We start from the raw sequence: 12015 nt of genomic DNA, 5'->3' as shown, positions 1-12015 counted from the left end.
CTACCCGCTGCGCGCCTTGGTGAACTTCATCCACGACGGTAACCGGCAACTGGCCGTATAAAGCAGCCCCCGAGCCTACAACCGGAAAGCGTGCTGCATGGCACGCGAAAGCAGGTTCACCGCCTCGTCGTCCGCGGCTGACGGCGAGCGCAAGAACAGCACTTCATGCTCGGCAATGGCGGGTAATCCGTCGAGTATCTGCATGTCTGCGGTCACACCGGCGCGGTCGATCAGGCTGATTGCCAGACCGGCCTCCACGCACGCCTTGACGGCCTGGTTGGAGGGGCTTTCGAGCACGACGCGGGTCCGGCGGCCGCTGTGCTGGAGGGACGCCAGCATGGCTTGCCGATAAGGGCATTGCGCCGCATGCACGGCCAATGGCAGCGGGTCCATCGAGGCCAGTGTCGCGTTGGCGGGCCCGACCCAGACCGGTGTGGTCGAGACCAGCACGAGGGCATCCGCAGTCAGTTGCCCTTTGGGTTGGGCAATCACCGCTGCTTGCAGCTTGCCACGCTGTACCAGATCACGCAGTGCGTCACTGGGTTCGGTTTTCAGTTCCAGCACCACGTTGGGCCACGCGGCCGCAAAGGTCGGGAGGATGTCGCGGATGACATGGGTGGCGTATTCATCGGGCACCCCCAACGTGATGCGTCCGGCCAAATGCTTGCCCTGCAGGTCGGCCAGCACCCGGTCATGGGTGGCCAGCAGTTCCGCGCTGGACACCAGCAATCGCTTGCCCAGCGCTGTCAGGGACACCGACTGATTATCGCGGTTGAGCAAACGGCCGCCCGCGATGGTTTCCAGGCGCTGGATGTGCACGCTCACAGCCGCCGGGCTCTTGTGCAGCTGCAAGGCTGCCGCACTGAATTTGCCGATACGCGCCACCGCGTGAAAAGTCCGTACCAGCTCGATGTCGAGGATCGCTGCCATTGTTCAATCTTCATGAATGAGTGCTGCACTATATTTTGATTTGTTAGACCACGGCAACTTCGTAGTCTGTGGCAATGAACTTGCCCATCACGCTTGCCAGCGACCAGAAAACCCCGCCTGACTGGCGCCAGACACTGCCACTGCCGCTGCTTGAGGCAGGCTTGCTGCTGACCTGGAGTTCCGGGTTCATCGGCGCACGATTTTCGATTGATTACGCGCCGGCCTTGTTGGTGGTGTTCTGGCGCTGCGTGGTGGTCACGCTCCTGCTGTTCCCCTTCGTCGCCAAATCATTACGGCGGACCCCGCTGGCCGTACTGCTGAAAAATGCCGGCATCGGCCTGCTGGCGATGGCGGGCTACCTGGCGGGTGTCACACAAGGCATCGCCCTGGGTGTGCCGGCCGGACTTGCCGCGCTGTTCGCCGACCTGCTGCCGATGGGCATGGCATTGCTGGCAGCCGTGGTCCTGGGGCAACGCCTGGGCTGGCAAATCTGGATCGGGCTGAGCATCGGTCTGGCTGGGGTGATGCTGGTAACGCATGGCGCGCTGGCGTGGGGTCATGCGCCTTTATGGGCGTATGGCCTGCCGTTGCTCGGCATGCTGTCGCTCGCCGTCGCGACACTGTGGCAGAAGCATTTGCCCGCCTCGGCAGCAATGGGCCTGCTGCCCAACCTCTGGCTGCAATGTTGCGTGTCGAGCGTGGTCTTCGCAGTTGTCGAAGGTGCGCAAGGCAGCCTGGAGCCGATACCCGGCGCCGGGTTTGCCTTAAGCGTTTTATGGACGGTGGGTTTGTCGACCCTGGGCGGTTATGGGCTCTACTGGATTTGCCTGCGCCGCGCGACAGCGACCCGGGTCGCCAGCGTGTTGTACCTGAGCCCGCCCATTACCATGCTGTGGGCCTGGGCCATGTTCGACGAACCGCTGTCCTGGCAAATGGCCTCGGGGATGGCGGTGTCCGGCGTCGGCATCTGGCTGGTGGTACGGGCAGAAGCACGACAGGCCCGTTCGCCTGTCGCGTGTTCAAAGCATTGACCTCAGCGGGTGCTGGCGCCTTCCACCCTCACCCGCGATCACCCTGTGTGGCCGATATCAATGTGGCCAGAGATCTTTCTCAAAATACTTTTGCGACAGTTGCGTGTACTTGCCCGAATCATACAACTGCGTCAGAGCCTGATCGATGCGCGCCTTGAGCGCGGTATCACCCGGACGCAGGCCCGCGCCGACACCCAAGCCATACAGCAGCGGGTCCATCTTGACGCTGCCGGTGCCGATTTCCGCGTAATCCTGGCCTTCTTTGGATTTCAGGAAGTCGATGTCGCCGAGTTTGTCGAGGAACATGACGTCGATGCGGCCCGCCAGCAAATCGGCGTTGCAGTCGTCTTGCGTGGTGTAGATACGGATGTTCGACGTGGCGCCGTAAGCGGTGCGAACGAACTCGGCGTTGGTGGTCGAGCCCTGCACGCCGATGGATTTACCGGCCAGGCCTTCCGGGGTCAGCGTCAGCTTCGCGTCTTTCTGGGCGACGAAAATACCAGTGGTTTCATAGTAAGGACGCGAGAAGGCGATGACTTTCTGCCGTTCCGGGCTGATGCCCATCGAGTTGAAAAGCACGTCGAATTTGTTGGCGAGCAGCGCTGGAATAATGCCGTCCCACGCCACCTCCTTGATCTCGCACTCGGCTTTGAGCTGATCGCAGAGTGCGCGGATCAGGTCAGGCTCGAAGCCGGTGTATTGACCAGTGGGAGTCTTGACCAGAAACGGCGGATACGGTTCGGCGGCGACGCCGAAACGCAACTTTTCCTGTGCAGCGCTGGCGGGCGTCGCAAGGGAACACAACGTCATGCCGATAGTGGCCAGCAAAGCGAAATTGCGGAACATTCGTTTCATGATCAATGCCTTCTTTTTAGTAGGAGGGTTGCCTGTAACGGTTCTACTGCGTGCATCACTTTAAATCAGCTTTCTAGGCGCCCGGCACGGGCAATGGAACCCATCCCTGGATGGCTTGCCAGTCAGACTCCAGCGCCGAAAAACGCGAGAGCGAGAACGTCGACAAGTCGGTGAAACTGCAGGTGCCGTCGACGACCAGGTCGCGAATGGCATGCCCGCTCGCTGGCGACAGCCCGAAACCGACACCGGACATGGTCGCCACCGTAACGTTATCCAGCGCCGCCGGGCGATCAATGACCGGGCGCCCGTCCGGCGTATTTTCGATGAACCCGGCCCAGCTGCGAATCACCCGTTTGTGCGCGACCTTGGGGAACAGGTCGGCGAGCCGTTTGGCGATGCTGCACTGCAAAGGCGTCGAGTGCGCCCGCGTGCCACGCACATCGGCGAGATCGACCCATTCGTGCGGACCGCCGCCATACGCCAGGTTGCCACGTAGGGTTTGCCGGCCATACAAGCCGTTGCCATCGACACCGCCGACTTCCAACAACGGCAGCGGTTCGGTGACGATCATCTCGGCGCGTGCGGTGACGAGCGGAATGTCGATGCCGAGTTGGGCCGCCAATTCACCGGTATGCGGACCGGCGGCAATCACCAGGTGGTCGCAGGAAATCAAGCCTTGTGCGGTGCGCACGCCCGTCACGCGGTCGCCTTGGCGTTCGATGGTGATCACGGGGGTGTGTTCGAGCACACGCCCGCCCAGATTTTTCAGAGCCCACGCATAGGCCTGCAGGGTGCGGTGCGGGTTGGCGTGGCCGCCGAAATGGTAGTAGTAGCCGGCCAGCACGTTATCACCGGCAAAGGGCACCAGATCCCGAACTTGTTGCGGGTCCAGACGATCAACGCGCGACCCGTAGTGGGTCACTTCGTCGACGACTTTTTCATCGATCGAAACCTGGTGTTCGGTGAGGTCGATACTGATGCGGTCCGGGCGATACTCGGTCGGGTAACCGAGCAATTCGTCCATCAATGGCCAGAGCCGCTGTTCTTCGAGAAAGAGCGGGCTGTGGTGATGCGAGCAACCTCCGCCGTTACGGCCCGAAGCGCCCCAACCGATCAGACCTGCGTCGAGCACCAACACATCGACGCCATCGCGAGCCAGCCACCAGGCGGCGCTCAATCCGGTCACGCCACCGCCGACGATGACGACAGAAGCATGATTAGACGATTTGGTAATTGCCATGGTGTCAGCCCTCGTTATGCGGCGCAGGGGTAGGAAGGGCCGCGTCTAGCGGGCGCTTGGCGACGGTCTGCTGCCCGGTGCACAGCCAGAACGGCGTCCATTGCGACGGCATGTCAAACCAGGCATCCCAGTGGCCTTGCAGGTTCGGTGTTTCCTCGACCTGACCAACCTGGTGCAAGGACAGTGGCCGCACCGGCGGACGAAACGAGGCCAGCGCAATGTCGGCGACACTCACACCGGCGCCGATGCCGAGCAACGTTGCCACCTGTTCGCGGCAACGGCGTCCCTGACAAGGGCCCATGCAGGCGCGGGTCAGGCGCTTGGTCACGTCCGGGTTGGGCGAGGCGTTGATCATCGTGCTCTGCAACGCAGCGTCGGTGGGCGTCCACTCAAGGTAACGCGGCGGCTGCTGGTCCAGAATTTCGCTGGCCGTGACCTCTTCGCACTGACACACGAAGGGTTCGTTCTGTGCGTATACGGTGGACGCAAGCACCCAAGCGGCGCGATTGGCGGCCACATCACCGGCAGGTTGGTCGGGCAGCGGCGCAATTTCCTCTTGGGCGATCTCGACACCCAACGCAGTCAATGCGGTGTGCGCGGCGATCCGGCCTTCACGTCGAGCGATGTTTTCGTCGAGGCTTTTCGACGCCCAGACACCGGCGCAGTCACCGGCCACCAGAATGAACGGCAACGACGTGCGTTGCGCGGCGTCCGTATCGGTGACATGGCCGCCACGGTCGGCCTGAAAGGATGTGCGGCAGCCCGCGGCCTCGACCAGTTCGATGGCCGGAATGGCAGCCACGCCCAGCAGCACGGTGTCGCACTCGATCGCCTGCGACGACCCGCTGACGGGACGTCCTGCCGAGTCCACGGCGACAGCGCTGATGCGCTTGACGCCGAAGGCATCGCCCACCGCTTCGCGCACCACATGCCCCGTCAGGATCTGAGCGCCCTGCTCGACCAGCAGCTCGAGCAGCGCGGGATCACCGCTGATGCTTGAGGCTTGTTCAATGATGGCCGCGATCTGTACGCCTTTGCCGATCAGCGCATGAGCCGACACCAACGCTTGCGTGTCGCTGCCGACCAGCACGGCGCGCTTGCAATCCAGCGCTTCGTAAACCGTTGCCAGCCGATGCGCGGCACTCACGCCCATGACGCCGGGACGGTCCCAGCCATCAAAGGCCAGGCCCATGTCGCGCCGTCCAGCGGCGACGATCACCTGCTTGAAACGCAGCAGCGAGGCGTTTTCGTCATCGGCCAGGCCAGCGACCGGACCTTCGATCCACGCCGTGGTGCGTTGCTGTGGAAACAGACCCCAGACCGCTGTGCCCAGGCGTACGTCGACACCGGCTTCGAGCGCATCGGCAATCTCCGGCCGGGCGTCGAGCAAGGACTGCAACACGCTGTTGCGGTTCGACACGGCGGCGCCCATTCGCCCACCAAAATGCAGCGGCACATCTTCGCCCATGGTGTCGAGCGGCACTGGATTTTCGTCCACCAGCGTGACACGCAGGCCCCGGCCAGCGGCGCTCAATGCGGCCGCCAGGCCCGCCGGGCCAGCGCCGACGATGAGAATATCGGTTTCGTCGCTGATGGGCGGCGCTTTACCGGCCACCGACGCAGGATCGTAATAGGTGTTTGGTGTATTCGGTCGTTTCACCGTGTTTCCCCCCGTGTGGCGTGAGCGTTGAGGCGTGAGCGTTGAGGCGTGAGCGTTGAAAAGCGGGTGTCGGCTAGAACAGTGAAGAAGGCGGCTTGACGTCACCCTCGGCAAATCGCGCCAGGCGCAGCTGGTGCATATCCAGCCCGGGATTTCCGGAGTGGATCCAGTCAGCCAGGGTCTTGCCGACGATGGGGCCCATGGCAAAGCCGTGGCCGCAGAAACCGGTAGCGACCGCCAGGCCGCGCGGTGACGTTTGCGCGTCGATGACCGGAATGCCGTCCGGCAACACGTCGATGGCGCCGGCCCAGCGATCGGCAATCTGTGTATTCACCTGATCGGGGAACGCGGCCTTGAGTGCGCGCATGGCGTTACCCAAACCCTTTTCATTGGGGTGGATCTGCGGATCACGCTCGTGAATCCCCGGACCGAGCCGCGACGCTTGCGACCACGGCATGCGTTGGTGCAGATCGGTCAGGCACGCGCCGTTGAGGTGAAAGCGAAAGGATTTACGTTGCGCCCACAGCGAAGGCGCATACCAATGAAGCGCCCGCAGATGGCCCAGCGTCATGTCGACATCGACATGGGCGTCGTCGGCGATATTGAAACTGCCGTCCAGCCGTTGCCGAAAGCCCACACCGTTGGCGATGGTGGAAATACCGCTCAGGGTTGGCCCGGCCGTGGTCCGCGCCACCGTGCCCCTGACCAGTTGCTGCGGCAAGGAAATACCCAGCATCTTCAGCAGGCGGAAGGTGGTGACGCCTGCGGCGCACACCACGGTTTTTGCCTTGACGTAGCCGCGTTCGGTTTCAACGCCAATGACCTGGCCGGCGGCGACATCGATGCCTTTGGCCCCGCACTGCTCAACAATGTGCGCGCCCAGTTCCCGGGCCCGCATCGCAAAGGCGCGCGCCACGAGAGTCGGTTCCGCCTGACCGTCGCTGGCGGTAAACAAGCCACCCAGTTGCGGCACGGCGTAACCCGGCAGTTTCTTGGCCACTTCGCGCGGCGACAGCATCACCGTGTCGACCGAAAAACTGCGGGCGACGGACAGCCACGATTCGTAGCCGTCACGCTCGACCTCATTGCCGGCGACGAACAGACAACCGTCATTGCGCCAGCCCAGGTCAGATTGGAGTTCGTGTTCCAGCGAGCGCCAGAGTTCGATGCTCGCTTGCATCAGCGGCACTTCGGCCTCGTCGCGCGATTGCTGGCGAACAAAGCCCCAGGCGCGTGACGACTGCTGGCCGGCCAACACGCTTTTTTCCAGGAGCAGCACTTTGGCGCCCGCTTTACTCAGGTAATAGGCGCACGCACACCCCATCAGGCCGCCGCCGATGATCACCACGTCGACTTCACGAGGCAGGAGGTCATTGCGCGACGCCGACCCGTTTGCAAATGCCGCTGCAGGATTATTCATGAGGGGGAACCGTCAAGTTATGAATGACGCGTAGCGCAGCGTCGGGGTTTGAGCTAAGAATGTGCCCCGAACATTCGAAAGAACAGCGATGTATCTGCATTAATCCCATGCGAGGAGCGCATAGAAACATGAGCCGCCAACTGCCATCCATCGAGCTTTTACAGGCTTTCCTGACCGTTGCGAAAACGGGCAATTTTGGCAAGGCGGGTGAGCAACTGAACCTGAGCCAGAGCGCGGTGAGCCGGCAGGTCGCGCAACTGGAAGCGCGGCTGGACAGCCGCCTGTTCGAGCGCCACACGCGCAAAATCGTGCTGACCACCGAAGGCCGGTCACTGGTGCCCGTGGCGGAACAGGTCATCGGCCTGCTCTCGGACGCCTCGCACATGCTCGCCACCGTGGGCCGAAGCGTCAGCCTGCGCGCGCACCCGACCATGGCGGCGCGCTGGCTGATTCCAAGGCTGACCGCGTTTTATCGGTTGAACCCGCAGGTGACCGTCACTGTCGACACGGTGTATCACCGCTTTCCGGATTTTGCGTTTGAATCCGTCGACGCGATGATCGCCTACGGCACCGCCACCTGGCCCGACTTCGAAGCGTTGGAATTGTGGGAGGAGGAACTGATTCCCGTGTGCTCGCCCGAATTGCTCGTCGATACGACCGCGCAAGACGTGCTCAAGACCGCGCGGCTGGTGGATTCGAGCATGGACCGCCTGGACTGGCGCCGCTGGGACGAGTGCTACCCGGACACCACCGGGCCCGATAACGCGCACCTGACCTTCGATACGCTGGAGTCCGCCATCGTCGCGGTCAAATGTGGCCAGGGCATCGCGCTGGTCGACGCCGTGCTCGCACGCGATGAGTTGCAGACAAACCAGCTGGTGCGCGTGCATGCCGGCAGCATCGTGACCGGCGCACGTTACACCATGGTTTATCCAAAGCGGGTCAAGCGTTCAACCGGGTTTTGCGAGTTTCTTGACTGGCTGGAGCAGGAAGTGGCCGCCACCGGGACGAAAAGTTGAGCCGTTTATGTTGCCCCCGCTGCTGGCCTGCCAACCGTCGCGCGCCGCGTGAACATCGCACTGGCTAATCTTCGCCATCAAACCCATCAGGAGGTTCCACTTGTGAGCAACGCCCCTTACGTTCCGCCCAAGGTCTGGAAAAATGACGCCGCGTCTGGCGGCCAGTTCGCCAGCATCAATCGCCCGACTGCCGGGCCGACCCATGACCGGGTGCTGCCGGTCGGCAAGCATCCGTTGCAGTTATATTCGCTGGCCACGCCCAATGGCGTGAAGGTCACCATCCTGCTGGAGGAACTGCTGGCGCTGGGGCATGCCGACGCCGAGTACGACGCATGGTTGATCCGCATCAGCGACGGCGACCAGTTCTCCAACGGCTTTGTCGAGATCAACCCGAACTCGAAAATCCCGGCGCTGCTGGACCGCAGTGTGGAACCGCCGATCCGCGTCTTCGAGTCCGGTTCGATCCTGCTGTACCTCGCGGAAAAGTTTGGCGCCTTCTTGCCTGCCGACCCGGCAGGACGCACCGAAACGTTGAACTGGCTGTTCTGGCAGATGGGTGCCGCGCCCTACCTGGGCGGCGGCTTCGGGCATTTCTATGCCTATGCGCCGGAGAAACTGGAGTACCCGATCAACCGCTTTACCATGGAAACCAAGCGTCAACTGGATGTGCTCGACCGCCGCCTGAGCGAAAGCCCCTATCTGGCCGGTGACCGCTACACCATCGCCGACATCGCGGTCTGGCCCTGGTACGGCGAATTGGTGCGTAACAACGTGTACTCGGCGGCCGAGTTTCTCTCCGCCGACCAATACACCCACGTGCAGCGCTGGGCGCAGGCTATCGCCGACCGGCCGGCGGTCATCCGTGGCCAGCGCGTCAACCGTACCTGGGGCGATGAGGCGAGCCAGGTAGCCGAACGGCATCAGGCGGATGATCTGGGCTAAAAGCTTCGACCCACGCACCTTCTCGCCAATGGCGACAGGTGCGTGATAGAGCGATTGGAATGGCGGCTATTGTTGTACGTGCGAAACAAAGTCCGCCATGACTGCAAACTAACAGCAGGATTAATAACGCTATTTAATGCAATGGCTGGTGGTCTGGCATTAAGAATGCCGCGCACCTTTCACTAGATATTTGGCACAACGATTAATAACCATTAAAAGCCTTCATCACTCCGGTATTACATATAGTAAAAAGTGCTTTGACAGGCCTGACAAACTCGCGGAGCGTATATCCGGATTTAAAAACGGTGCGGTTCGGCCAAAGTTATTTCGTTTTGTCATAGGGGCGAAATTGGAATGGGCAAAGTAATCTATCGCGTAGTTTCGGCCTGTGGGGCTCTTGGTTATGGCTTCCCCAAAGAATCTCTGGATAAGGCCCTGGAAGGTGGCCTGGATGCCATCGTTTCCGACGCAGGCTCAATGGACGCCGGTCCTTATTACCTGGGAACGGGTAAACAGTATTTCGAGCGCGAGGCGGTCAAACAGGATTTCCGTCATATGGCGCAAGCCGGCCAAAAAATTGCTGGCCCGGTCATTCTGGGCAGTTGTGGCATGGCGGGCGGCGATAAGAATCTGCAATGGATGCTCGACGTTGCCAAAGAAGTGTTTGAAGAGCTGGGTATCAGCGGTGTAAAGGTGGCGACTATCTCTTCCGAACTTGACCCCGAGATTGTCATTAAAGAATTCAAGGCCGGCAAACTTTTGCCAACGGGTGATGGGCCGACCCTGAATGAACAGGCCCTGCGCAACAGTACGATAGTCGGCCAACTGGGCATTCATCCCTTGATGTGCGCGATTGAAGCAGGCGCGAAATATATTTTTGCAGGGCGCGCCTGTGATGTTGCGCTGTTTGCCGCCGACATGATTCTTAAAAAGATCGACCCGGGTCTGGCCTATCACGTGGGACATGTTTTGGAATGTGGCGCACTGGCCTGTACGCCGGGATCACCGTCCGATTGCCTGATTGCAGAAATATACGACGATAATTCAGCCATTTTCATCGCGCCCAATCAGGAACGGCGCTGTACCGCTGATTCAATTGCAGCCCATTCACTCTACGAAGAAAGTCACCCGCAACTGCAATATTACCCAGAGGGTGTATTGGCCATGGAGGGTACGGAATTCTTTACCAACGATGCTTTTACCGCGGGCATACGCGGCAGTCAGTTCGTCCACGCTGGAAAGCCGTGGCCTTTGAGTATCAAGCTGGAAGGCTCGACCCGGGTGGGCGCTCGAAGGGTTTCACTGCTCCATATCGATCCAGCGGCACTTTCTCGTATTCCTGACGATGTAATGGTTTATGGCCGCAATGGCGTCCAGGCACGCCATGTGGAAGAAGGTGAAGCCGAGCTGGGCATCATTATCGAAACAACCGCCGATAGCGCCGATGCCGCCATCGAGTTGGCAAGCCTGCTGACCCATTACCTGGTGCATTACGGGTATCCCGGTCGCAAGGCAACGGCGGGCAACATTGCCTACCCCATTTCACCCAACTTGATCAGTTTCCGAAGAGCCGATGGTTCCTTTGGGGCGGTGGTCCCCAGTGGCACGCGGGACCCGGTGTTTTTTAAAAACTACGACATGATAAAGAAGGCAGTGATCAAACTGATCACCGAGGAATTCCCCGACGCCCTGACCAATGCGGCCTTCACCATTGTCGATGCGACAGCCTCCGCGCCCGTCGTTCTCATCAGAACCACGGGGCAAAATGCCGAATCCATCACGGCCGATCATGACGCACAGGTAGCAGCGATCCGCACGGTTGCAGACATCGGTGAAGCGTCACTGATCAATCTGGACACGGATGACGCCTATGAGTGGTCGTTGTATCACTTGTTCACCAATGAAGATTTCATTAAGCAGCAGTTGTTTCCCATTCATTATTTTCTGGCCGAAGGTTCCCACTGGTCACCGGCGGGCGAAGACAGAGCCCGATACACCGACATCGGCATCAAAAACTACGCCGGGCTGATTGACGAGCGGAAACTGTCGGTAATCGCTGAAGTTGCAGTGCCGCCCGGCGCCGATAAAAACGTCAAGTTGATGGACATCGCCTCGGTCATTCGCAGTAAGGATGCCGGCATCAACAGACTGACGTTCGACATCATATTCAATGACCACCAGGCATTCGATCGGGCACTGCGCTCGAACGCTTTCAGCCCGCCGGCCATTGCCGGCACGCTCAGGCTGGATGAGAAAAACGTGGTCGGCACTTTTGCGGTGCACAGTTGCAACGCGATCAAGATCACCATTGATCGACCCATCATTTCGGGGTCCATGAATGAACGTGATGTTTTTGGCGCGCAGCAACAATCGGAAATCGAACGGATGAGCATTTCCTGATTTACCGCTCAACCGTTTGACGACGCGAGAAGGTTGGCCCGGACAGACCGGGCTCGCCTCCCTCAAACGCAGCAATTTCAGGTTTCTATCCCATGACCACAACCGTCATCCAGCATGTATTAGGCCGCTTGGCCGATCTTGGCATTGCCGATGTCTTTGGTGTGCCGGGCGATTATTCCTTCTCCATCAGCGATGCTGTCTGCACCTCCTCGCGACAGCGCTGGGTGGGTTGCAGCAATGAACTGAACGCTGCCTACGCGGCGGATGGCTATGCGCGCATCAAGGGCATGGCGGCGGTGTGCACCACCTATGGCGTGGGCGAACTCAGCGCAATCAATGGCATCGCCGGCGCTTATGCCGAACACCTGCCGGTGTTTCATCTGGTCGGCACGCCGAACCTGAAGGTGCAGAACGCCCGGGCGTTGATGCACCACACCTTGGGCGACGGCGAGTACGACCTGTTTCGGCGAATGGCGGAGCCCGTCGCTTGCGCGCATGCGGTGATCACCGCGCAAAAC

The 12015-nt window shown here is 60.8% G+C and carries 10 protein-coding genes; 5 read left to right on the top strand and 5 right to left on the bottom strand.

Annotated features, from left to right (window positions below; all coding sequences use genetic code 11):
* Positions 1–75: 75 nt before the first annotated feature.
* Positions 76–930, bottom strand: coding sequence for a LysR family transcriptional regulator (locus tag ACQKP4_RS00050; RefSeq protein ID WP_427629228.1), 855 nt, complete (start codon positions 928–930; stop codon positions 76–78).
* A gap of 74 nt (positions 931–1004) precedes the next feature.
* Between ACQKP4_RS00050 and ACQKP4_RS00045 the strand changes: the two genes are divergently transcribed.
* Positions 1005–1961, top strand: coding sequence for a DMT family transporter (locus tag ACQKP4_RS00045; protein WP_427629226.1), 957 nt, complete (start codon positions 1005–1007; stop codon positions 1959–1961).
* Between the two features lie 57 nt (positions 1962–2018).
* On the opposite strand, the gene ACQKP4_RS00040 is transcribed toward ACQKP4_RS00045, so the two are convergent.
* From ACQKP4_RS00040 to ACQKP4_RS00025, 4 genes are all read right to left on the bottom strand, one after another.
* Positions 2019–2816: a transporter substrate-binding domain-containing protein gene (locus ACQKP4_RS00040; RefSeq protein WP_427629224.1), complete on the bottom strand. Its 798-nt coding sequence runs from the start codon at positions 2814–2816 to the stop codon at positions 2019–2021.
* A gap of 73 nt (positions 2817–2889) precedes the next feature.
* Positions 2890–4056: an NAD(P)/FAD-dependent oxidoreductase gene (locus ACQKP4_RS00035; RefSeq protein WP_427629222.1), complete on the bottom strand. Its 1167-nt coding sequence runs from the start codon at positions 4054–4056 to the stop codon at positions 2890–2892.
* 4 nt (positions 4057–4060) lie between these two features.
* Positions 4061–5716, bottom strand: coding sequence for an FAD-dependent oxidoreductase (locus tag ACQKP4_RS00030; protein ID WP_427629220.1), 1656 nt, complete (start codon positions 5714–5716; stop codon positions 4061–4063).
* Positions 5717–5789: 73 nt separating this feature from the next.
* The gene (locus ACQKP4_RS00025) at positions 5790–7136 is read right to left on the bottom strand and encodes an NAD(P)/FAD-dependent oxidoreductase (protein WP_427629218.1); all 1347 of its coding nucleotides are present in this window, start codon (positions 7134–7136) and stop codon (positions 5790–5792) included.
* 128 nt (positions 7137–7264) lie between these two features.
* Here ACQKP4_RS00025 and ACQKP4_RS00020 point away from each other — a divergent pair, with 128 nt between their 5' ends.
* The 4 genes from ACQKP4_RS00020 to ACQKP4_RS00005 form a co-directional block, all read left to right on the top strand.
* Entirely contained in the window at positions 7265–8155 is an 891-nt protein-coding gene (locus ACQKP4_RS00020; RefSeq protein WP_427629216.1) for a LysR substrate-binding domain-containing protein, read from the top strand.
* Between the two features lie 102 nt (positions 8156–8257).
* Positions 8258–9097, top strand: coding sequence for a glutathione-dependent disulfide-bond oxidoreductase (yghU, locus tag ACQKP4_RS00015; RefSeq protein ID WP_427629214.1), 840 nt, complete (start codon positions 8258–8260; stop codon positions 9095–9097).
* A gap of 354 nt (positions 9098–9451) precedes the next feature.
* Positions 9452–11497: a DUF4387 family protein gene (locus ACQKP4_RS00010; RefSeq protein ID WP_427629212.1), complete on the top strand. Its 2046-nt coding sequence runs from the start codon at positions 9452–9454 to the stop codon at positions 11495–11497.
* Between the two features lie 92 nt (positions 11498–11589).
* Positions 11590–12015, top strand: a 426-nt coding sequence (locus ACQKP4_RS00005; protein WP_427629210.1) for a thiamine pyrophosphate-binding protein, incomplete at its 3' end; no start/stop codon positions are given.

It is taken from the genome of Pseudomonas sp. NPDC086278, from assembly GCF_050280905.1.
Lineage (GTDB): Bacteria > Pseudomonadota > Gammaproteobacteria > Pseudomonadales > Pseudomonadaceae > Aquipseudomonas.
Note: the sequence above shows the minus strand (reverse complement) of the source record. Positions and strands in the feature narration are given on the sequence as shown.